The organism is Luminiphilus syltensis NOR5-1B, assembly GCF_000158175.1.
In the GTDB taxonomy this organism is placed as follows: domain Bacteria; phylum Pseudomonadota; class Gammaproteobacteria; order Pseudomonadales; family Halieaceae; genus Luminiphilus; species Luminiphilus syltensis.
Genome location: NZ_DS999411.1, coordinates 2,481,584 through 2,502,256, shown reverse-complemented (window position 1 = coordinate 2,502,256; position 20,673 = coordinate 2,481,584). Strand labels below are relative to the sequence as shown.

Annotated in this window: 20 protein-coding genes; 11 read left to right on the top strand and 9 right to left on the bottom strand. The window is 57.8% G+C overall.

The window, feature by feature from the left end:
- Positions 1–24: 24 nt before the first annotated feature.
- The 3 genes from NOR51B_RS11275 (at position 25) to NOR51B_RS11265 (ending at position 3,674) form a co-directional block, all read left to right on the top strand.
- Positions 25–882 (top strand): NAD-dependent protein deacetylase, encoded by an 858-nt coding sequence (locus NOR51B_RS11275; RefSeq protein ID WP_009019320.1) that lies wholly within the window; start codon positions 25–27, stop codon positions 880–882.
- Entirely contained in the window at positions 875–2,308 is a 1,434-nt protein-coding gene (locus NOR51B_RS11270) for a cryptochrome/photolyase family protein (RefSeq protein ID WP_009020951.1), read from the top strand. Before NOR51B_RS11275 ends, NOR51B_RS11270 begins: the two co-directional genes overlap by 8 nt.
- Before the next feature lie 91 nt (positions 2,309–2,399).
- A complete protein-coding gene (locus NOR51B_RS11265) occupies positions 2,400–3,674 on the top strand; it encodes a patatin-like phospholipase family protein (protein ID WP_009020785.1) in 1,275 nt (424 codons plus the stop codon).
- On the opposite strand, the gene hldE is transcribed toward NOR51B_RS11265, so the two are convergent.
- The 4 genes from hldE to asnB form a co-directional block, all read right to left on the bottom strand.
- The gene (hldE, locus tag NOR51B_RS11260) at positions 3,661–5,091 is read right to left on the bottom strand and encodes a bifunctional D-glycero-beta-D-manno-heptose-7-phosphate kinase/D-glycero-beta-D-manno-heptose 1-phosphate adenylyltransferase HldE (protein WP_009021049.1); all 1,431 of its coding nucleotides are present in this window, start codon (positions 5,089–5,091) and stop codon (positions 3,661–3,663) included. The genes NOR51B_RS11265 and hldE overlap by 14 nt on opposite strands.
- A gap of 61 nt (positions 5,092–5,152) precedes the next feature.
- Entirely contained in the window at positions 5,153–6,178 is a 1,026-nt protein-coding gene (locus NOR51B_RS11255) for a glycosyltransferase family 9 protein (protein WP_009019054.1), read from the bottom strand.
- A complete protein-coding gene (locus tag NOR51B_RS11250; protein WP_009020365.1) occupies positions 6,171–7,445 on the bottom strand; it encodes an O-antigen ligase family protein in 1,275 nt (424 codons plus the stop codon). Before NOR51B_RS11250 ends, NOR51B_RS11255 begins: the two co-directional genes overlap by 8 nt.
- Positions 7,442–9,259: an asparagine synthase (glutamine-hydrolyzing) gene (gene asnB / locus NOR51B_RS11245; protein WP_009019034.1), complete on the bottom strand. Its 1,818-nt coding sequence runs from the start codon at positions 9,257–9,259 to the stop codon at positions 7,442–7,444. The genes NOR51B_RS11250 and asnB overlap by 4 nt, the downstream gene beginning before the upstream one ends.
- 113 nt (positions 9,260–9,372) lie before the next feature.
- Here asnB and NOR51B_RS11240 point away from each other — a divergent pair, with 113 nt between their 5' ends.
- Together NOR51B_RS11240 and NOR51B_RS11235 are read left to right on the top strand one after the other, a co-directional pair.
- Positions 9,373–10,488: a glycosyltransferase gene (locus tag NOR51B_RS11240; protein ID WP_326544578.1), complete on the top strand. Its 1,116-nt coding sequence runs from the start codon at positions 9,373–9,375 to the stop codon at positions 10,486–10,488.
- A gap of 5 nt (positions 10,489–10,493) precedes the next feature.
- Positions 10,494–11,144, top strand: a complete 651-nt coding sequence (locus NOR51B_RS11235; RefSeq protein WP_009021390.1) for a sulfotransferase family 2 domain-containing protein — start codon at positions 10,494–10,496, stop codon at positions 11,142–11,144.
- Here NOR51B_RS11235 and gmhB read toward each other — a convergent pair.
- The 3 genes from gmhB to cysK all read right to left on the bottom strand — a co-directional run bounded on the left by gmhB (position 11,141) and on the right by cysK (position 13,479).
- Entirely contained in the window at positions 11,141–11,686 is a 546-nt protein-coding gene (gmhB, locus tag NOR51B_RS11230) for a D-glycero-beta-D-manno-heptose 1,7-bisphosphate 7-phosphatase (RefSeq protein ID WP_009021098.1), read from the bottom strand. The two genes, NOR51B_RS11235 and gmhB, sit on opposite strands and share 4 nt — an antisense overlap.
- Before the next feature lie 7 nt (positions 11,687–11,693).
- On the bottom strand, positions 11,694–12,266 hold the full coding sequence (locus NOR51B_RS11225; RefSeq protein WP_009019931.1) for a D-sedoheptulose-7-phosphate isomerase: 573 nt from the start codon (positions 12,264–12,266) through the stop codon (positions 11,694–11,696).
- A 148-nt stretch (positions 12,267–12,414) separates the two neighbouring features.
- Entirely contained in the window at positions 12,415–13,479 is a 1,065-nt protein-coding gene (gene cysK, locus NOR51B_RS11220; protein ID WP_040482060.1) for a cysteine synthase A, read from the bottom strand.
- A gap of 411 nt (positions 13,480–13,890) precedes the next feature.
- Here cysK and NOR51B_RS11215 point away from each other — a divergent pair, with 411 nt between their 5' ends.
- A complete protein-coding gene (locus NOR51B_RS11215; RefSeq protein WP_009020316.1) occupies positions 13,891–14,625 on the top strand; it encodes a glutathione S-transferase family protein in 735 nt (244 codons plus the stop codon).
- Positions 14,622–15,317, top strand: coding sequence for a glutathione S-transferase family protein (locus NOR51B_RS11210; RefSeq protein WP_009020107.1), 696 nt, complete (start codon positions 14,622–14,624; stop codon positions 15,315–15,317). Before NOR51B_RS11215 ends, NOR51B_RS11210 begins: the two co-directional genes overlap by 4 nt.
- 94 nt (positions 15,318–15,411) lie before the next feature.
- Here the strand turns inward: NOR51B_RS11210 and NOR51B_RS11205 are convergent, their stop codons facing one another.
- On the bottom strand, positions 15,412–16,278 hold the full coding sequence (locus NOR51B_RS11205; RefSeq protein WP_009020546.1) for an SDR family oxidoreductase: 867 nt from the start codon (positions 16,276–16,278) through the stop codon (positions 15,412–15,414).
- Positions 16,279–16,390: 112 nt separating this feature from the next.
- Between NOR51B_RS11205 and NOR51B_RS11200 the strand changes: the two genes are divergently transcribed.
- The 4 genes from NOR51B_RS11200 to NOR51B_RS11185 all read left to right on the top strand — a co-directional run bounded on the left by NOR51B_RS11200 (position 16,391) and on the right by NOR51B_RS11185 (position 19,864).
- Positions 16,391–16,855 carry an LEA type 2 family protein gene (locus NOR51B_RS11200; protein WP_154647667.1) on the top strand — a complete coding sequence of 155 codons (465 nt, stop codon included), beginning with the start codon at positions 16,391–16,393 and terminating at the stop codon, positions 16,853–16,855.
- 172 nt (positions 16,856–17,027) lie between these two features.
- On the top strand, positions 17,028–18,104 hold the full coding sequence (locus NOR51B_RS11195) for an NADH:flavin oxidoreductase (protein WP_009018899.1): 1,077 nt from the start codon (positions 17,028–17,030) through the stop codon (positions 18,102–18,104).
- 278 nt (positions 18,105–18,382) lie between these two features.
- The gene (locus NOR51B_RS11190) at positions 18,383–18,802 is read left to right on the top strand and encodes a hypothetical protein (RefSeq protein ID WP_009020795.1); all 420 of its coding nucleotides are present in this window, start codon (positions 18,383–18,385) and stop codon (positions 18,800–18,802) included.
- 228 nt (positions 18,803–19,030) lie between these two features.
- Entirely contained in the window at positions 19,031–19,864 is an 834-nt protein-coding gene (locus NOR51B_RS11185) for a phytanoyl-CoA dioxygenase family protein (protein ID WP_009020581.1), read from the top strand.
- A 90-nt stretch (positions 19,865–19,954) separates the two neighbouring features.
- Here NOR51B_RS11185 and NOR51B_RS11180 read toward each other — a convergent pair whose 3' ends face one another.
- Positions 19,955–20,575, bottom strand: coding sequence for a DsbA family protein (locus tag NOR51B_RS11180; RefSeq protein WP_040482059.1), 621 nt, complete (start codon positions 20,573–20,575; stop codon positions 19,955–19,957).
- Positions 20,576–20,673: the final 98 nt, after the last annotated feature.

Here is a 20,673-nt window from a genome sequence, read left to right as displayed (position 1 = left end):
ACCTCTGGGAGACATATACGCACCATGCCTGATTTGGTTGCCCATTTTAACGACTTACTTGAGTCACATCGCCGCTGGACGATAATTACCGGTGCCGGCGTCTCCGCCGACTCCGGTATTCCCACCTACCGTGATGCCCGCGGTAAGTGGCTGGGTAGCAATCCGATTCAGCATCAGGAATTTCTCCGTGATCCCGGGGCGCGCAGGCGTTACTGGAGCCGCTCGGTCCGCGGATGGCCCGGCGTCCGCGACGCAGCACCCAACCCCGTCCATCTCGCACTGACTCGTTTTGAACAACTGGGTCACCTTGAGCTTCTGATTACCCAGAACGTGGATCGACTGCACCAACGTGCGGGCACCAACAAGGTTGTCGACCTCCATGGCCGGCTCGACCGGGTCATCTGCCTGCATTGCGGCGCCGATGAATCCCGTGAGCGGGTTCAGCAACGACTCGAGCGAATCAACCCCACCCACGACTGGCGCCCGGGGACGCTGAGACCCGATGGTGACTCCGAACTCCCCGGCAGCGTCGTGGAACAGATAAAAATCACGCCGTGCCCACACTGCGAGGGAGTGCTCATGCCCGATGTGGTTTTTTTCGGGGGCTCAGTGCCACGTAGCCGGGTGCAACAGTGCGAACAGGCCATAGCGACCAGTGATGCCGTATTGGTGCTCGGCAGTTCGCTTCAGGTGTACTCGGGCTACCGTTTTTGCAAGCGGGCCCACCAATTGGAAAAGCCTATTGTGATACTCAACAACGGCGTTACCCGCGCCGACGCATTGGCGACCCTGAAGATACCAACAAACGCGATGCAGACGTTCATAAACGCTGTAGATACGTTAATGATGCAGCATGCCGACAAGAGGAACCTTCATGGCTGAGACGACTATTTTCTGGTTTCGGCAAGATCTCAGACTGACCGACCTTCCCGGTTTGTGTGCGGCGGCCGAACGCGGTGCCGTACTACCGGTATTTATCCATGACCCTTCCCTGGGCAACGAGTGGTCCCTGGGCGGTGCCAGTCAGTGGTGGCTGCACTACAGCTTAAAATCCCTGCAGGCTTCGATAGAAGCGCGCGGCGGCGAGCTCATCCTGCGCCGGGGTGCGCCCGAAGACGTGCTCACTGCACTCATCGAGGAAAGCGGCGCCAGTGCTGTTTACTCGAGTCGACAGTATCAGCCCTGGGCAACGTCACTGGAAACAACACTTCATGAGACGCTTACCGACGAAGGCATCGACTACAAGCGCTACGCCGGCACGCTCTTATTCGAACCCGGCAGCGTACTCACGGGCGGTGGCACACCCTACAAGGTGTTTACGCCATTCTGGCGCGCCTGCCTGCAATCAGAAGCGCCGCGGGAGCCTCGATCGATCCCCGATGTCGAGTGGCATGTCGGCGTCCGTTCCGAATCGGTCGAGGATTGGAATCTGCGGCCATCAAACCCCAATTGGGCCGATGGCTGGGAATCACTCTGGTCTCCCGGTGAAGAAGGTGCCACGCGGCGGCTGGACGATTTCCTCGCAGGCACGGTTAAACACTACGGGGATGGACGCGATATCCCCGCAGAAGCCTATACGTCCCGACTGTCACCGCATCTCAAATTCGGCGAGATTTCACCGCGACAAATCTGGCATGCGGCCCAGTACGCCAAGCAGCGACTGCCCGAGGCAGCCGAATCGATCGATAAGTTTCTCAGCGAAATAGGTTGGCGTGAATTCTGCTACACCCTACTCGACCAGTTTCCCGAAATGCCCAACAAGCCCTTCAAAGCACAGTTCGATCATTTCCCGTGGGCGGGAACCCAAAAAGCGCTGAAGGCGTGGCAAAAAGGACTGACGGGCTACCCCATTGTTGACGCCGGTATGCGCGAACTCTGGCAAACCGGGTTTATGCACAACCGGGTGCGCATGATTACCGGTTCATTCCTGACCAAGCACCTACTCACCCACTGGCGCGCCGGGGAACTGTGGTTCTGGGATTGCCTGGTCGATGCGGACATTGCCTCCAATGCCTGCAGCTGGCAGTGGGTAGCGGGTTCGGGCGCCGATGCCTCACCCTACTTCCGCATATTCAACCCGATCGCCCAGGGGGAAAAATTCGACAAAGCCGGGGAGTACGTGCGCCGCTACGTACCGGAAATTGCCAATTTACCGGATAAGTACATTCACAAACCGTGGGAAGCCCCGGCGTCGATTCTCGAGCAGTCAGGTATTGTGCTCGGTGATACCTATCCTGAGCCTATCGTCGACCACAAGTCCGCTCGCCAGTCGGCGCTTGCGGCCTATGAGGAAGTTAAAAACAGTTAATCCCCTGACCGGCGAGCGCTGACAGACATTACAAAGTGATGGCGACTGTGGTCGAATAGGCGGATTCAGCCGAGAAAGGGAAGATTGTGATATGACCGGTAAAACCGGCTTGGTACTGTCTGGTGGTGGCGCTCGGGCCGCTTATCAGGTGGGTGTTCTACAGGCCATTGCCGAGCTGCTTCCCGTCGGTGCGCGCCAGCCCTTTCCCATCATCACCGGCACGTCCGCCGGCGCCATCAATGCCCTTGGCCTGGCGGGTCGGCCCGGGAGTTTCCTCAGCCGCACCCGCGCACTGACCACCATGTGGGGATCCCTGCAGAGCGAGTCGATTTATCGAACGCACTTCTGGGGCGTGACGCGCAATGCCCTCGATATTCTTCTGGCCACGCTGAGCTCGCGGTATGCGCGAGAACGATCACTGGCGCTGCTGGACAACGAACCCTTGCGGGAACTGCTGGAAGACATTATTCAATTCACGCATATTGAGCGGGCCATCGGATCCGGGGACCTTCACGCGATCGCGGTTACCGCGATGAATTACTCCTCCGGTCGATCCACCACGTTTTATCAGGGTCAGCCCGATATCCAACCCTGGAGCCGCACGCATCGCCTGAGCAAACCCGAGGTGTTGGAGGTCGCACATCTATTGGCCTCTTCAGCGTTACCCACACTGTTTCCCGCGACGCAGGTCGGGGACAATTTTTACGGGGACGGCGCACTGCGGCAGACTCGACCGCTCAGCCCGGCAATCCACCTCGGTGCCGATAAACTGCTCATCATCGGAAACAGCGAAAACCGGCGACTGCAGCAGCCCGACGACAGCATTATTGTTCCTCCGACGATTCCTCAGGTGATGGGTCAGATGCTCAATGCCGTATTTCTTGACGCGATCGATGCCGATCTCGAAACCCTCGATCGCATCAATGGACTGGTGTCGCAGACCAGTCAGCGGCAGCGTGAAAATATTGGTCTGGGCAACCTGCGGGTCATCGATGCGCTGACCATATCGCCCTCGCAATCCCTCGCCTCCATCGCCCGGGAACACATCCATGAGTTGCCCCGCTCGATGCGGCTCTTTCTGAAATCAACACGATCGATCAAGGAGACCGGATCCGGTGGCGCCCTGAGTTACATTCTGTTTGAACGGGGTTACTGCAAACGCCTGATCGAGCTGGGATATAACGATGCCATGGCGCTGGCGGACCCGGTGCGCCAGTTCTTTGGTCTCACGCCGGAAGGCGCTGTCACTCGCAAATCAGCACTGTGGCGGGAACATGGCCCGGTGGTGAAAAAACCACTCAACCCGGTGACCAAGGCCTGGTATCACCTGCTCGGCAAAAAGACCCGGCGGATCAACGGGACTTGATGGTGCTAATCATCGACGACGTGGAGTGCCCGTCAACAAAGTCGAGTATCTCGACACGCCCCCCCGCATCCAATACGGCTCGATGCCCCGCGATCGCCTCGACCTCGTAATCGCCACCTTTTACCAGTACATCGGGCAGCACATCGGCGATCAGATTGGCCGGGGTATCCTCTTCGAAAGGCACCACCCAGTCGACGCTGCGCAATCCGGAGAGAACGCGAGCGCGTGAATCCAGTGGGTTAATCGGTCGCTCAGGGCCTTTCAGGCGGGCCACCGATGCGTCATCGTTAAGCGCAACAATAAGGCGATCGCCGAGCGCCCGCGCCGCCTCCAGATAAGCGACATGGCCGGCATGAAGCAGATCAAAACAGCCGTTGGTCATCACGACCCGTTCACCATTTAACCGCGCCTGCTCTACCAGTCGCAGCAGCGACGGCCGATCGAGCAGCCGACCGGGGGTTGCCGGCGAATGGTGGTCATCCGCCGCCAGTGCGTGATTTAGTTCATCGGCGTTTACCGTCGCCGTACCGAGTTTTCCGACGACGATACCGGCGGCGGTGTTGGCGAGTTCGGTAGCACCCAGTAGTGACTCGCCAGCGCCAAGCGCGGCACCCAAAACCGAAATTACCGTGTCGCCGGCACCGGTGACGTCGTAGACCTCTCGGGCCTGCGCAGAGAAATGTTGGACGGGCTCGCCACGCTCTATGAGGGTCATGCCCTGCTCGCTCCGGGTGATCAGTAACGCATCGAGATCCAGCGATTCGCGCAATGCCTCCCCGCGCCGCACGAGTTCGGATTCATCCGCACACGGCCCCACTACCGCCTCGAATTCGGCACGGTTGGGCGTTAGCACGGTGGCACCGCGGTAGCGGTCAAGATCGACGCCCTTGGGGTCGACCAGCACACGCTTGCCCAGCGCACGGGCTGAGGCAATCAATTCAGTCACACCGGTCAGGGTCCCCTTGCCATAATCACTGAGAATGACCACATCGGCCTGGGGAATCAGCGTCTTCACGTAACCGAGAAAAACGTCATCGGCGTGGTCACTGAGATTCTGCTCAAAGTCCATCCGCAGTAACTGCTGATGGCGGCTCAGAACTCTGAGTTTGACAATGGTATCTACCGAACAGGGCGTCACTGACCACTGAACGCCGTGCTGCTCAACGCTGCGGCGCAGGGCCTTGGCGGCATCATCCTCACCACACAGACCAGCGAGGGTCGCTCTACCGGCCAGAGCCGCCACATTGACCGCCACGTTGCCCGCCCCACCCGCGCGATCCTGGGTATGCCCCACCTTCACAACGGGTACGGGTGCCTCCGGACTTACGCGCGCGGTGCTGCCGCTCCAGAAACGATCGAGCATGACATCCCCGACCACAAGCACCGATACATTTTTAAAATCAGGACAGACCCGCATCGCTTTTTATCAATTCGCTAAAAACGGGCAGGATCGTAGCACAGTGGGCAGTCTCTAAGGATCAGGGTGCCAACAGGCGATCGACCTGGGCAAGAACTGCAGCGGGCGTGATCTCACGCATGCAGTCAAAGCGTCCCTCACAGGTCGGGTTGCGCCGACAGGGCGAGCATTCCAATTTGCGGTACAGCACCACTGCATTTTCCCGGGTGGTATCGGTGTAGGGGCAGGTTGAGCCGAAAAGCGCCACCGTGGGCGTCGCGTTGGCGATGCCCATGTGGGTAAGCCCGGTGTCCACGCCTATCAATATTTCAGCACGCTCGATAAGCGCCGATGTCTCGGTCAGCGTTGTCAGGCCAGCGCGACTCTCAACCGCAGTACCCTCAATGTAGGCATCCACCATCTCCACGTCACCGGGCCCACCCAGAAGCAACACCCGCAAACCTCGATCAGCAAGCCCAATGGCAACGTCGCGCCACTGCTCAACAAACCAGTGTTTCTGCGGCCGGGTCGTAAACGGGCACAGTACGGCATAGCGGCCCCGTAATCGCTCCCGATCAGCCTGCGCGCGATCGCCGGGGCGAGTGGCAACCTGCATCTCGAAGTCTCCCACATCCAGCCCTACCGCCTCGGCAAAGCCCAAATACTCAGAGCCAATACGCGCGACATTTCTGGATTTTGGAAGCACTCGCGTCATCAACCAACCGGTGGGTTCTCCGGAATCGAGACCGGTACGCTGTGGCGCTCCTGTCAGTCGGGCCAGAATGGCGCTCTTGAGCAATCCCTGAACATCGAAGACCTGATCGAAACGGCGCCGCTTGAGCTCACGACGAAAGTCGAGGACTTCCCTGAATAGCGCTAAAAGACGGAACGATCGCAACAGTGATTGCCAGCGTTGCCTGGGCCACACCACCACTTCCTCGATGTCGGGATTCACCGAAAGCATACTCGCCAACGCCGGTTCGGCAAGCCAGCTCACTTTGGCATCCGGCCAGGTCCGCTTAACGGCCCCTATCAGGGGTGAGGCAAAGACGCCGTCGCCAATAGCCCCCAGGCGTACGATCAGCACATGAGGACTATCTTCATTCATTGGCCAATGCACCCGCCACGTTTTGCTCTTCCGAGGGGCGCTGACCCGCTCTGGAAACCACCAGGGTCAAGGCGATAAGCGCCCAGGCAAGACCCGCGAGGCGCATGGAATAAACCGACAGGCTTGAACCGAGTGGGAATAGCGCGAGTAACGCAGCAATTCCGGGAACCCACGTTGAAAAACTCTGTGCAAGTAACCATCGGAGAAAGGAGAACAAGAAATAACCGTAACAAGCCAGGCCGATAAATCCTGTTTCTACCGCCACCTCAAGAACGATGAGGTGCGGCATCTCCTTTTGATTGGGCAAGGTATGTGCTGCGGACAGCGCCTCCATGGCGGCGACACCAAAACCCCGAACCCCAACGCCATTGATCGGATGCTGGAATAACAAAGTCCACGCCTCCTGCCAGATAAACGGCCGCAATGAGAGCGCTTTGTTCAGTTGCTCACCCGAAAACGAAAACAGGGCCAACGCATCCGTCCAGTGTTCACCCTGATCAAACCCGATAAACACCAGAACGCCCAATGACACGCCCGACACCACCAGCATCGCCGGTGCCAAAAATGCACGCCTACCGAAGTGAACGAAGCCTGCTATCAGGTAAACCCCGCCCCCCACCGCCATCAGGGCAAAAGATGCCCGGGAACCGCTCAACAAAACGGCCAGCGCAAACAGGGGAATCAGCAGCCAGGCGATTGTCGTCCGCTTACCTGACTGGCGGACCATTTCGAAAACAAAGGGGGACAGCACGGCAAGTACAGGCCCGTAATCGATCCCCAGCGTACCGGTGATACGGTCACCGTAGCGCCAATCGCTCAACACCGGATCCCCCGTCAGATTGATACCGACAACGAATTGCACGATTCCATCCACCGCTGCTACCAGCAGAATTAAGCCGGCAACTCGCCACAGCCAGTTCACCTGGGGTGTATTTAACACGGTGGTGAGTAATGCGGTGCCCGCGAAGCCATAGCTGAGCAATCGAAAAAGCGTACGCGCCGAGCGCTCAGGATCCGCACTGTCAAAACAGGACACCGCCGCCGGTAACAACCAGAGACACAGCAGGCCCCAGTAAAATCTGACCTCGGTATTTTCCCGCCAGACCTGTCGATATTTCAGCCACAGAAAAACGCCTGCAAGTGCCAGCAACCACATCACCTGCTGATGCACCGCACCGAGTACGAATCCAATGAAAAGCAGCGTCCATAACCGATGAGCGCGCTGGGTCCTTAGACTCGAAATGGTACTGGCACTCGATGCTGTCACCGGCTCGCCTCGAGAAAATCGACCGGATCAATCGCAGCGGGGCGCGAGCCACCCGGCTGCTCAATCATCAGCCGGTGCCAGATCGCAAACTGAAGCAGTGCCATCACATGACGGGCGACGTCGCCGCGGTGTGCCTGACGCTGGATTAAGGCCTCAACACCGTCGCGCTTAAACCACTCGTTGATTGCAGCGTTACCGACCAATGTTCGTCCGACCCGCTGCAGGTACTCACCGGTCATCCAATCTGAGATGGGAACATGAAATCCGCGCTTTTTACCCTGAAAATGCTCAGAGGGCATAAAGGTCGCGGCCCAGTCCTTGAGGAACGCCTTACCGCTCTTCTGTCGGATTTTAAGGGTATCGGGGAGCCGCAGACCAAACTCGACGATACGCCGGTCGACAAAGGGCATTCGCCCCTCGACACCGCACGCCATCAGCATCCGATCGGCTTTGACCAGAAGGTTATTCGGGAGCGCGTGTGTCAAATCCAGCGCCTGCACGCGCTGTAGCGCCGTCCAGTGGCCCGGGAACTCAACGCTCGATTCCGTGAGCGGCTGACGCCAGTCGCCAGCGATACGACTCAGCCGGTCACCGTAAAGCGAGCCGGCGAAACCCCGTTGAAAATCGCCCCGGGAACGGAAACCTTCCGTACCCGGGTACGCCCAGCTCTTCAGCAAGCGCTCGACACGCCCGACACGATAACGGCCGTACCCGGCGAAGGCCTCGTCCCCGCCCTCGCCGCTGAACACCACCTTCATGTCCGCTGACGCGGTCTCCGCCAGCATCAGGGTGGGCAAATTGGCGGCATCGCGCATCAAATCGTCCGCCGCCCACACCGTCGTCACCAGCCGTTCAAGCATCGCCGATGAGTCCGGCGTGCAGAGCTCCTGACGAACGCCAAAGTGACGTGCCAGCTCGGTCGCGATCTCGAGCTCATCGCCTACCGATGACCCGGGAAACCCCAGGCTGAAGGCCCGGATGTCGTCGACGCCGAATCGCCGCATCAAACCCAGGAGAATGGTTGAGTCGACGCCGCCTGAAAGAAACAGCCCAATCGGTACATCGCTGCGCAGATGCTGCGTGAAGACCGTTTCCATCAGCCTGTCGAAAGCCGCAATCGGGTCCTCAATAGGCGCATCGCCAATATCTGCGATCTGCCAATAACGCCAGCGCCGCTCTACCCGTGAATCGCGGATCAGTACCGCCTCGCCGGCAAGTACGCGGTCCACACCCGCGATCGGTGTGGTGCTCCCCGAGCTATGCTGCATCTCAAGAAACTGCAATAAGCCCAGGGGATTAACTTCCGGCTTATTATTAAGTAGAGGCATTAACGCCTTGATTTCAGAACCAAATATGACCGATGACGGAGTGCTGGCGAGAAAGAGGGGTTTCATACCCAGCGGATCCCGCGCCAGCAGTACCTGTCCCGACTTTCGATCGTGCAAGGCGAAGGCAAACATACCTTCGAGCCGCTGCAAAACCTCAACGCCCCACTGGCAATAGCCGTGCAGTATGACCTCGCAGTCCGAATCAGTGGCAAATTTCGCCCCGAGTTGCTCGAGGTCCCGACGCAGCTCAAGGTGGTTGTAAATCTCACCGTTGGCGACCAGCGCCACGCTCTCATCTGCAGTGATGAGCGGCTGCGCGCCGCCTTCAAGGTCAATAATCGACAGTCGGGTATGGCACAGGTGGACACCGCCGGACTCACAGGTACCGGTGCCGTCGGGACCACGGTGGGCGAGTTGTGCGAATACCTGTCGCAGGGTTGTGCTCGGTATAACACCAACGCCAGCACTGCCTGCAATTCCGCACATAATAGAGATCCGGGGATTTGGCGGGATTCTACCGTGGCTTAACCGAGCAGACCACAGCGACCCTACCCTATGCTAACTTTCCGTCTTATTCCTACCGCAGGGTACGCAATCCCGTGTCCAGACCGCCGCACCTCGCTGTCTTCATCTCCTTCTCAGGACAAGGGGGTGTGGAACGCATGATCACCAATTTGTGCACGGCCGTCACCGCGCTGGGGGTGCGCCTCGACATCCTGCTGGTCAAGGCAGAAGGCCCCTACGTTGAGAAGCTCCCGGCCAGTGCGCGTCTAATCCGCCTCCGAACCGGCCATACCGCCACCAGCGTTGTCGAGCTGGCCCTCTACCTTCGCCGCGAGCGACCCGACGCGCTGCTTGCCGTCAAGCACCGCGCGATTGTCGCCGCTGTGCGCGCGCGGCGCCTTGCGCGGGTCGATACACCCATCGGCGGGCGACTGGGAACCACGGTCACCGCCGCTCTGGAGGGCAAGAGCGAGCGTCGCAAGCGATTATGGTTCGATGCGATGCGCACCTATTATCCCGCAATGCAGGCCATTATCCCCGTCAGTGAGGGGGTCGCTAGCGATATCGCCCACATCACCGGCCTGAGGCGCGATGCGATGACCGTCATCGCCAACCCCGTTATTACACCCGAACTATTTCGCCTGGCCGATGCGCCATCGCCGCACCCCTGGTTCGACGAGGAACCCCCGGTGATTATCGGCGTCGGAAGGCTGACCGCGCAAAAGGACTTTCCGACGCTGCTTGAGGCCTTTGCGTTGCTTCGCAAGACACGAAACGCACACCTGATCATTCTCGGCGATGGCGAGCAGCGAGAATCACTACAGCGGTTGGCAGAGCAGTTGGGTATCGCGGATGACATCGGCCTGCCGGGCTTTCAGAAAAACCCCTGGGCGTGGATGTCACGGAGCCGGGTTTTCGTACTGTCATCCCGCTGGGAAGGGTCACCCAATACGCTTTCGGAAGCACTGGCACTCGGTGTTCCTGTCGTGGCCACAGACTGCCCGAGCGGGCCGCGCGAGGTCCTGGATGGGGGCGTCGTTGCACCGCTGGTGCCCATGGGGGATGCAGGAGCACTGGCGTCCGGCATGGAACAGATGCTGAACTCACCTCCACCACCGGAAATACTCAAAGCGGCGGTATCGGCGTATCATGCGGAAGCCAGCGCACGCGCCTATCTGCGGGCGCTGGGTCTTTCTGTCAACGGTCAATAGTTCCCATGCTGCTCTCTCACCGCTACCGTTTCCTGTTCGTCCACATTGCCAAGACCGGCGGCACCAGCGTCAGAGGTGCACTGCAGAAGTACCGGTGGCGCGACCCCTACTATCTGCCCCAGTTCATTGCCAGCAAATTAAGCAGTATCACGAGGCACGAGGTGGGCATCAAACTACCGCGACACAGCAAGATAATCGCTGCCCGGGAACTACTGCCACACGAGTTCTTCGACGAATTGTTCAAATTTGCCTTTGTCCGCAACCCCTGGGATTTACAGGTCAGTTCCTACCACCACATCAAGCGCGAACGACCGCAGCTACTTCTTGAGAACGAAAGCTTCGAAGACTTCCTGTCACGCAAGCTCGACCCGCAGCGACCGTGGCAGTACCACCTCGACACCTCGATTACGCCGCAAAGCGACTACCTGATCGACCTTCGAGGCAACGTGATTGCCGATTTCATCGGCCGCTATGAAAACCTGCAAGAGGACTTTTCCCATTGCTGTGAGCGGATTGGGATTCCTGCCCCCACGCTGCCCCACAAACGGAAAGCCGATGACCGGGATCGCTACCGCAGTTATTACAACGATAAAACACGGGATCTCGTTGCTCAGCATTTCGCCCGAGATATCGAGTTGTTTGACTACGCGTTCTAGGACGCGCCGATAAACCGATCCGCCGCATCCAGAAGCGATGCGACAGCGGTCGCCGGCGCAACCGGCGTCGCCTCGGTGACCTGATACAAATGTCCGATGGATGCCCGGATGCCCGCCTCGATATCGCTCGGCTTGTCACCGATGAGTAGCGAAGCACCAGGGTCGATATCAAATTCATCGATACCACGGAGAAGCATTCCCGGGGCGGGCTTCCGACAATCACAGGCCACGCGAAAATCCCCCAACGCCTTTTCGGGGTGATGGGGGCAAAAGTAAACGCGATCAATACGCACCCCCTGCTCTTGCAGGTGCTGACACATTGTGTCGGTCAGCGCCTCGAAGACGGCCTCGTCGTAAAAGCCCCGACCGATACCCGACTGATTGGTGATGACAATGATTCGACAGCCATGCTCCTGGAGACGGCGCATGCCCTCAATGGCACCGGGAAGAAATTCGAAATCCTGCCACTGATAAACATAGCCATGATCGCGATTAATCACTCCATCACGATCGATAAACGCCGCCTTACCTGAGCGAGCCATCGGCAATTTACTGACGCAGTCCCAATTCCGACTCGATGAGACCGCATAAAATATGGCCGATCAGAATATGGCACTCCTGGATACGAGCGGTGGTCTGGGAAGGCACGGTGATGCAGCCGTCGACCCGACGGGCAAGTTCACCACCGTCTTTGCCACTCAATGCGACGACGGTTCCACCTTTTTCAAAGGCAGTATCCACCGCGTTGAGGACGTTGGCGGAGTTACCCGAGGTCGATATTGCAATCAATACGTCGCCCGGGCTCAGCAGACCCTCGACCTGGCGCGCAAAGACATGGTCGTAGCCGTAGTCGTTGGCAATAGCGGTTAATGCTGATGTATCCGTGGTTAACGCCACCGCCGGCAGCGATTTACGGTCATGGATCAGGCGGCCAATGAGCTCAGCCGCAATATGTTGCGCGTCCCCTGCCGAACCCCCGTTGCCGCAGAGATAAATCCGCCCGCCACGATCCAGTGCAGCCGAGCAGAGCCTGGCCGCATCAGCGATATCGCGGGTCAGCGATCCCAGCGCCTTGATAACGTCGCAATGCTCGCTCAACTCTTGCTCAATAAATGCGTTCACTAATGTGCCTCCAGAGCACGGCGACGCCCGATCGATTGCTGGAAGACTCGCAGACCAACCCGACATTCAGACGCTGTAATAAATAGCGGCTTTAAGGCCGACGGGTAGCCGCAGGAACGGAGCCCGCCAGCGCTGTACCGCTGGATGTTCAGCACTGGTAACCGGGCGTGGACCGGGATAGAGCGCGCTCTTCATCGCTCATTTCCTCGGCGATGTCCTCAAACAACGGCGTCGACAAATAGCGTTCACCGGTATCGGGCAACATACATAAAATAACCGACCCTGCAGGCGCCTTTTCAGCCACAGCCATGGCCACCGCGAAAGAAGAACCACCGGAAATACCCGTGAGAATCCCCTCCTCTGACGCCAACCGCTTCGCCCAGGCAATACCGTCCGGGCCCGCCACTGGAATCAGTTCATCATAAAGCGAATCATCAATCGCCTCCTGCAGTACCCAGGGGATAAAGTCCGGGGTCCAACCCTGTATGGGATGCGGCTCGAACTCGGGATGACTCTCGGTCGGTTGGTGCGCTTCGTTACGGGCATTGATCTTGCCCGAGCCCAATAACTGCGCATTGGCAGGCTCGCTGAGTACGATTTTGACCTCCGGCCGATGCTCGCGTAGAACACGCCCAACCCCCGTGACGGTACCCCCGGTGCCATAGCCGGTCACCCAGTAATCCAGGCGCTGCCCAGCAAAGTCGCCCAGAATTTCGGGGCCTGTGGTGGACTCGTGGATATCCGCATTGGCGCTGGTCTCAAACTGACTCGCCAGAAACCAGCCATTTTTTTCGGCGAGTTCCTGTGCTTTTTTGACCATACCAAAGCCCTTCTCCGCCTTGGGCGTAAGCACCACCTTCGCGCCCAGAAAGCGCATCAACTTTCGACGCTCGACAGAGAAACTGTCCGCCATGGTGATCACCAGTGAATAGCCCTTCGCCGCGCAGACCATGGCGAGACCAATCCCTGTATTACCGGAGGTTGCCTCGACCACGGTTTGACCGGGCTTGAGTGTGCCATCGCGCTCAGCGGTCTCGATGATACTCAGTGCGAGACGGTCTTTGACCGATGCCGCCGGATTGAACGCCTCGGCTTTCACATAAACGGTGACACCATCGGGAGCCAGTCGATTGATACGGATGACCGGGGTGTCGCCCACGGTTTGCAGCACGGAGTCGTACCGCCTGCCGAGTCCAGTTGTCTGATACGCCATGATTTTGGTACTCCTTCAATGAGGAAAGACCGGCTATTGTCGCGCAACCGCTCCGGAGTTACGAGCGGCGATTGCTGACGGAGCCCACGTTGGTTTGGCGTATGCTGGGCCTTTCAAGAACGGGAAGAAGGGACCATACCGATGAGCATCCTCGTCTGGCACGAGCACTACGCCGAACAATGGCGGCAACGGCTCGGGCTCGGGCTCAGCCACTAACAATACCTTTGGCTCGCCTATGTGAAAGGCATTGTCACTGCGTTATTTGTGGTGTGGCTACTGACTTGGCCGCATCGCATCAAGATGCCACAAAGCGCCGTTTGACCTGCAGGGAGACCAGAATACGGCAGGTGCCGTGGACTAGAGCTGATATGCTCTTTCCCCTTCAAATTCACGCAACCGAGGTCGGAATCCATGAAGCTCTTTTACTCACCTTTCCACACCTTTATTCACAAAGTCCTGGTCACCGCGCACGAGGCGGGCCTGTGGGATGACATTACATTTGTACCGGCCTATCCGTTCAAAAACCGGGACGGTGAAGATCAGGGCGATGCCTATTCCTTTGCCGCACTCAACCCGCTGGACAAGGTACCCACGCTGGCCCTCGATAGCGGGCAGGTCATCTACGGCAGCCAGGCCGTCGCCGAATGCCTCGATAGTATGAGCAAGACAGGCAAGCACCTGTTTCCGTCGACCGGACCTGCACGTTGGGACGCCATTACCCGACTCGCACTGGCTGACACCATGTTTGAGACCACCGTCATGCTGGTCATGGAAGGCTGGCAGCCAGAGAAGGAGCAACGCATTGAATTCTTCGAGTGGATCTGGCCCAAGATTATCCGCGGCTGCGACCAGCTCGAAGTCGCCTGCAAGAAGGGATTCGACCAGTTTGATATCGGCCAGGCCTCCATGTTGCACGCCATCAGTTACATGGACTTCCGCGTCAAGTTTTACGAGGCCAAAGATCCGCTTCACCCGGAGTTTGATGTCTTTGCCGGCCGCCCGAACCTCAAGGCATGGTGGGAAGAGTCGATTCAGCGACCTTCAGTAACCAGCCACTACAACAAGGATTTTGAAGGCGACGATTCCGCGGCATTCCTGCAAAAAAATGTTCAGGAAGTACTCGCGGCGCAGGAAGCCAACGCATGATTAAGCACTATTACTGGCCGACGCCCAATGGCCACAAAACGGCGATCATGCTTGAAGAGGTCGGCCTCGATTATGAAGTCTGCCCTGTCGATATCCTCAATGGTGAGCAGTTCGACCCGGAATTTATCGCCATCAGCCCGAACAATCGCATTCCTGCCATCGTGGATACCGAGGGCCCCCATGGGGAGCCCTATGCGGTATTTGAAAGCGGCGCGATCCTGATGTATCTCGCCGAGAAAACCGGAAAACTGTGGCCCTCTGATACCCGGGACCGCTATGACGTTATTCAATGGCTGATGTTCCAGATGGGTAATGTGGGACCAATGTTCGGTCAGAACGGTTACTTTCAGGGTTACTGCCCTGAAGACGTACCCCTCGCCAAGGAGCGATACCACAAGGTGTGTAATCAGCTCTACGGCGTCATGGATCGCCGTCTTGCTGACTCTGAGTATCTTGCGGGTCCGGAGTACTCCATCGCCGATGTTGCCACCTACCCCTGGACAATGCCCAAGCAGCGGGAGATGCACCGCATCGATATCGAACACTATCCCAATGTGAAGCGCTGGGCCGATACCATCGCTGAGCGTCCCGCCGTGCAGCGCGGCGTCGCGGTTCTTGCTGAAGATCAAAAGGTAGGCAATCCCACCGAGGAAACCTACAAAAACATGTTCGGCGACAACCAGTTCAAGTAGATGCTGGGCGCCGGTTCGCCCTCTGCGAGCCGGCGATCTTAGCACCGCCGACAACGGCGACTGCGCTAGCCCATTCCACCGATATTGTAGGAGCCTAATACGTGGTTAGTGTCCGGGTAGGCAGCGCATCCGCTATCGACTCGGGAACAAAAAAATCGCGGTATAAATCGGCAGAGGGATCGACCGAGTACCGGTCGAAATCGATAACACCGGCGTCGCGAAGCAGCACTTCGTCGATATAAAAATTGCCGGTGCAGTCACCCGAAGGGCGTGTAATCACCTCGTAGGCCGCGTCGGCCATGATATCGACCGTGCGGCAGCCACCGGCGACTCCCTCTCCTCCCAGCACGTTTCTTACCGCAGCGGTGTCAATCGCCGTCAGGGGCCACAGCGAATTCACCGCGATTCCCTCTCCAGCAAGCTCCTCCGCCATTCCCAGCGTACACAGGCTCATACCCATTTTGGCGATGGTGTAGGCGACATGGGGGGCGAACCAGCGGGCATCCATATCCAGTGGCGGCGCCAGGTTGAGAATATGCGCGTTATCCGACTGCTTGAGATGGGGAATACACACCCGGGAAGTGAGAAAAGTCCCCCGGGTATTGATCTCATTCATCAAGTCGTAGCGTTTCATATCGGTCTCACAGGTAGGCGTGAGACTGATCGCGCTCGCATTATTAATGCAGACGTCGATACCGCCAAAACGATCGACGGTTTTATCCACCGCCGCCTGTACTTGATCCTCAAAACGAATATCGCAGGTCAGCGGCAAGGCCTGCCCCCCGGCTTCCTCGATCTCCTCAGCCGCGGTATAGATGGTGCCCGGCAGTTTCGGATGAGGCTCGGCGGTCTTGGCGGCAATCACAATATTGGCGCCATCGCACGCCGCCCGTTTCGCGATTGCCAGGCCGATACCGCGACTGGCGCCGGTAATAAAGATAGTCTTGCTGGAGAGGCTCATACTCAGCTCCTGAAGAAAGGACGTCGCCCACAATAGACAGGCGTAAACTCAAACGATTTTGGCATTGCCCAGTATCACCGGAACCATCAATGCGGGCCAGCGGAGAAAACCGATGCGATTAGTCATGTTAACAATCCTGACACTGATTATGTCTGGATGCAGTACGTTGAACGACCTCAGTGACTTTGATGACCCTGAAGTTGAGCTGCTCTATATCAAGCCCACGGGCACCCGTGGTCTGGATGCGGTTTTTGCGGTGGGATTGCGTGTCACCAATCCAAACGCCATTGCACTCGGTATCGACGGACTGGCCTACGACGTCTTTCTTCGTGACACCAAAATACTTTCGGGGGTTAGCAACCAGCGCATCGAGATCGGGGCATTCGACGAAGGGACAGCGGAGGTCGAGTTGACGGTCAGTATGCTGTCGTCACTAGGTGTACTGCGGGACTTCATCAACAACCCACCGGACGCTGCGGTGCCCTACCGGCTGGATGCCAAGCTCGCCATTGATGGATTGCCCGTATCGGTGCGTACCCGCCACGAGGGCGCTATCGATTTACGCGCCGGTCCCTGAGCATGACAGACTCTTTGGATCAATCGGCTTCGTTGTTAATGACCACTATCAAACTCCATTGCTTTGACCCCATGTTCGCCTGATATCGCAGTTCGCACTACATGACCCCAACCCACCATTCCGCTATATTGTCCGCCTCCCACGCCACAGCAAAAACAAGGAATACCCTCGCATGCCCACGCTTCAGGAACCACTCACCCTCGCCCATGGCCCCGCCTGGCGCAACCGTTTCATGCTGGCAGCGCTCACCAATCTGCAAAGTGCCGAAGACGGCGTTCTCAGTGATGATGAATATCACTGGCTGACTCTACGTGCCGAAGGCGGGTTCGGTGCGGTAAGTACCTGTGCTGCCCATGTCAGGCAACGCGGCATTGGATTTCCGGGGCAGCTCGGCATTTGGGATGATCGCCATCTTGACGGCCTGACACGTCTGGCTGACAAACTGAATCAAGAAGGGGCGCATTCGATTGTGCAGCTTCATCACGCCGGCATGCGCACCCCCCATGACCTGATCGAGGGGAAACCAGAGTGCCCATCGGATAACGATGAATTTGGTGCCAAGGCGATGCCGGCTGACGATGTGGAGCAGCTTAAGGACGATTTTGTTACCGCCGCACGTCGAGCCGCCAAGGCGGGCTTCGACGGCGTCGAACTCCACGCCGCCCACGGCTACATTCTCGGCCAGTTCCTGAGTTCGGAAATCAATCAGCGCGACGATCACTACGGCGGCTCATTGGAAAATCGGGCGAGGATTCTTTTTGATCTGGTTGAACGTGTTCGCGATGTCGCTCCCGCCGATTTCAGTCTGGGGGTTCGCCTTTCACCCGAGCGCTTTGGCATGCAACTGGATGAAGTCGTCGAGGTGGCTCGGCGCCTGTGTGCGGATGGCCTAATCGATTATATCGACCTGTCGCTGTGGGACGTGTTCAAAACTCCCGCGGACGCGGAAAGCGACGAGAAAACCCTACTGGAATTTTTTACCGAGCTGGATCGGCGCCACGTCAAGCTCGGCGGCGCCGGAAAAATCTATAACGCCGCTGACGCCCAGCGCGCGCTCGATAGCGGACTCGATTTTATAATTCTCGGCCGCGGGGCCATTCTGCATCACGACTTTCCCCAACAAGTAGCCCGCAATCCTGACTTTAAAGCCGCCGAGTTACCGGTGACGGCTGCTCACTTGAAAAAAGAAGGACTGGGGCCTGATTTTATCGACTATATGCGCGGTTGGGACGGCTTTGTCTCCGACTGATAAGAGCTGCTAATTCCCGCTCGCTCACAGAACCCCAAAGCGGGCACGCCGATCTGCTTCAACATTTGCCTGAGCAGGAACGTGAACAAAGTATCGGACAATGAAGTTCACGGCGTTGATATACGCCTCCCCTATGAGGGAATGAACTCCATCGGTGAATGACACCAAAGCGTGATGCATGACCTAAGCTCGTTATCAGAGCCGTGGCATGGCCACGTCTTGTGGGCGAAAAAATCACATGACATGATCACAACTCCCTTCGAGAATAGAAGCACCCTGTGGACAGCTTTTCAAAAAAATACCTGACAGTCTTGGTCATTCTTATCGTGGCCGTTGTGGCTTACAACCTGCTCGGTCAAGATGAGCGCGTTGAAGCGATCAACGCGATGCTATCGGCTGATGAACAACTGAGCGCTTACCCGTATCAGTTCCGGGTGCTGCGTATCGAAAACACCACGGCGATTGTTGGCTCGCCCCGGTCCTCTGACGTTTCTGTCATTCATTATCTTCGAACGCAGTTCCCGGAACTTAGCGCCAGTACAGTCGACGATCCTGCGGTAATGGAAGCCCAGATCAAACTGGCGCGACACCAGAGTCGTGCCATGGCGCTGGTTCAATCTACGGAGTACATCGAGGGTGTTGGTTGGGAGCTTGACGAACGCTGGTTCAACGAACGCGGTGTCTTCCTCAACTTCTGACCACTTGCGGAAGGAACCGCACTCCAAAAGACGGGTCAGTTATTCGCTGTCAAAGGTCTTTGTGGGGATTGATCTAGAGAGCCAAACTCAAAGACAATGTTTCTTCTAGCGAGCACGCATTTTGCGTCATAGCGATATAGAGCGGCTTGGCGCCCCTATCTACCATTCGATAAGAGGTGCGCACTCAAAAAGCAGTGAACGTCAGCAGGTATAAGGAGTGATAACAACATGGCCCGCAAACTCTCCGATGACGAAATCAGTAGCTATAACAACGCGGGAGTAGCCTTCCTACCTCAGGTAATTGATCCAGAGTGGATTGATCGCCTCAATGCCCTCGTCGACGAGCAACTGAGTAATCCCGGGCAGTGGGTGAATGATGCCAATCCTGGCCAGACAAGAGACCGGATGTTTACCGAGCGCTACATGTGGCAGCACAATCCCACTATTCGCGATTACGTCTTCAACAGCGGTTGTGCTGAGCTCGCCGCACAGGCAATGGACTCCACTACGGTGCGGTTCTACTTTGATCATCTGTTGGTAAAAGAGCCCGAGACAGCCACACCCACCCCCTGGCACCAGGACGTTCCCTACTGGCCGTTCAAAGGCCATAAAATTTGCTCGATCTGGCTGGCACTCACGGAAACTACGGTCGAGGAAAGCGCCATGGAATTTGTCCGCGGCTCCCACGCCGCGAGAACCTACTATCGCCCGGAAGTCTTCGCTGCGCGCGAGGACCATCCGAACCAGGCCTGGACCGGGGCAGAGGGCGGTGAGCCGGTACCCGATATCGAGGCGCATCGCGATCAGTTTGATATTGTGGGCTTTGATGTGAAACCGGGAGACGCCGTTATTTTTTCCGCCTGGGTCCTGCACGGCGCCCAGGGCAATAAATCAACCGACAAACGACGTGCGGCCCTGTCTACGCGCTGGTTGGGTGACGATGCCGTTTGGTGGCCGCATCCCGGCAGTGATCCCACGGTATCGCAGGATGACGTCAACTTACGTCCCGGTGACTACCCGGCGGATGACCAGGTATTCCCGCAGGTCTGGCCCAGAACCTAACGGGAGATCAGCGGCGCTCTAACCGCTGGCAGCACGGAAATCGTTAGACTCATGCGCAAGGCGCGCCGGCAAGCGCTGACGCGGAAGCACCTACGCCGCCAGAATAGTGTCGACCTGTTTGAGGGCGGCTCGGTGATCCTTATAGTCGAGTTCGATGCTGTGGGCCATTCCCTTGTGAACTAACACCAGCGAGGGGAAACCCTGTATCGGCAGGCTTCGCGAAAATTCGAGCTCAGCCGTGAACTCATCCTGTAAGGAATCCGAGCCAAGGTCCGCGGTAAATCGATCAATATCCAGGCCGAGTTCCCCAGCCAATTGCACATGTACCGCGGTATCCGACGGATTCATGGCTCGCAAATAGTAGGCGCGCTGTAGGGCATCGACCATCGCCAACTCTGCGTCTTGCCAGCGCGCGGCGATACTCGCCCGACAGGCCGGGTAGGTAGATCGACGAGGTTTGGCGGTAGTCCAAAAATCGAAGTTGAACTCCGTACCCAGCAAGTCATGTATTCGCCGCCAGGTCGCAGAAATAACGGCCTGCTGCTCTTCGGGCATGGGCGCATCGCTATCGGGCGCGAGCCCACCCACTCGGTATTCAACAGGCACCCTTTTCCCGATTTCGGCGGACAGCACATCCCATACGGGTCGATGACCCCAGCACCAGCTGCACATGGGATCGTGTACATAAACAAAGCGGCTTTCTGAGTTCACAGTGCGTCCCTACCATTTAATTCTGTCTTACTAGAATAGGATGGGGCTGGCTACTTCCCCACCAGTGTCACACCGCTAAACCCGAGTTTCCCAGCTTC

Coding starts and splice junctions, on each gene's coding strand:
- NOR51B_RS11275 (WP_009019320.1), top strand. CDS start 25: ATGCCTGATTTGGTTGCCCATTTTAACGACTTACTTGAGTCACATCGC.
- NOR51B_RS11270 (WP_009020951.1), top strand. CDS start 875: ATGGCTGAGACGACTATTTTCTGGTTTCGGCAAGATCTCAGACTGACC.
- NOR51B_RS11265 (WP_009020785.1), top strand. CDS start 2,400: ATGACCGGTAAAACCGGCTTGGTACTGTCTGGTGGTGGCGCTCGGGCC.
- hldE (WP_009021049.1), bottom strand. CDS start 5,091: ATGCGGGTCTGTCCTGATTTTAAAAATGTATCGGTGCTTGTGGTCGGG.
- NOR51B_RS11255 (WP_009019054.1), bottom strand. CDS start 6,178: ATGAATGAAGATAGTCCTCATGTGCTGATCGTACGCCTGGGGGCTATT.
- asnB (WP_009019034.1), bottom strand. CDS start 9,259: ATGTGCGGAATTGCAGGCAGTGCTGGCGTTGGTGTTATACCGAGCACA.
- NOR51B_RS11235 (WP_009021390.1), top strand. CDS start 10,494: ATGCTGCTCTCTCACCGCTACCGTTTCCTGTTCGTCCACATTGCCAAG.
- gmhB (WP_009021098.1), bottom strand. CDS start 11,686: ATGGCTCGCTCAGGTAAGGCGGCGTTTATCGATCGTGATGGAGTGATT.
- cysK (WP_040482060.1), bottom strand. CDS start 13,479: ATGGCGTATCAGACAACTGGACTCGGCAGGCGGTACGACTCCGTGCTG.
- NOR51B_RS11215 (WP_009020316.1), top strand. CDS start 13,891: ATGAAGCTCTTTTACTCACCTTTCCACACCTTTATTCACAAAGTCCTG.
- NOR51B_RS11210 (WP_009020107.1), top strand. CDS start 14,622: ATGATTAAGCACTATTACTGGCCGACGCCCAATGGCCACAAAACGGCG.
- NOR51B_RS11205 (WP_009020546.1), bottom strand. CDS start 16,278: ATGAGCCTCTCCAGCAAGACTATCTTTATTACCGGCGCCAGTCGCGGT.
- NOR51B_RS11200 (WP_154647667.1), top strand. CDS start 16,391: ATGCGATTAGTCATGTTAACAATCCTGACACTGATTATGTCTGGATGC.
- NOR51B_RS11195 (WP_009018899.1), top strand. CDS start 17,028: ATGCCCACGCTTCAGGAACCACTCACCCTCGCCCATGGCCCCGCCTGG.
- NOR51B_RS11185 (WP_009020581.1), top strand. CDS start 19,031: ATGGCCCGCAAACTCTCCGATGACGAAATCAGTAGCTATAACAACGCG.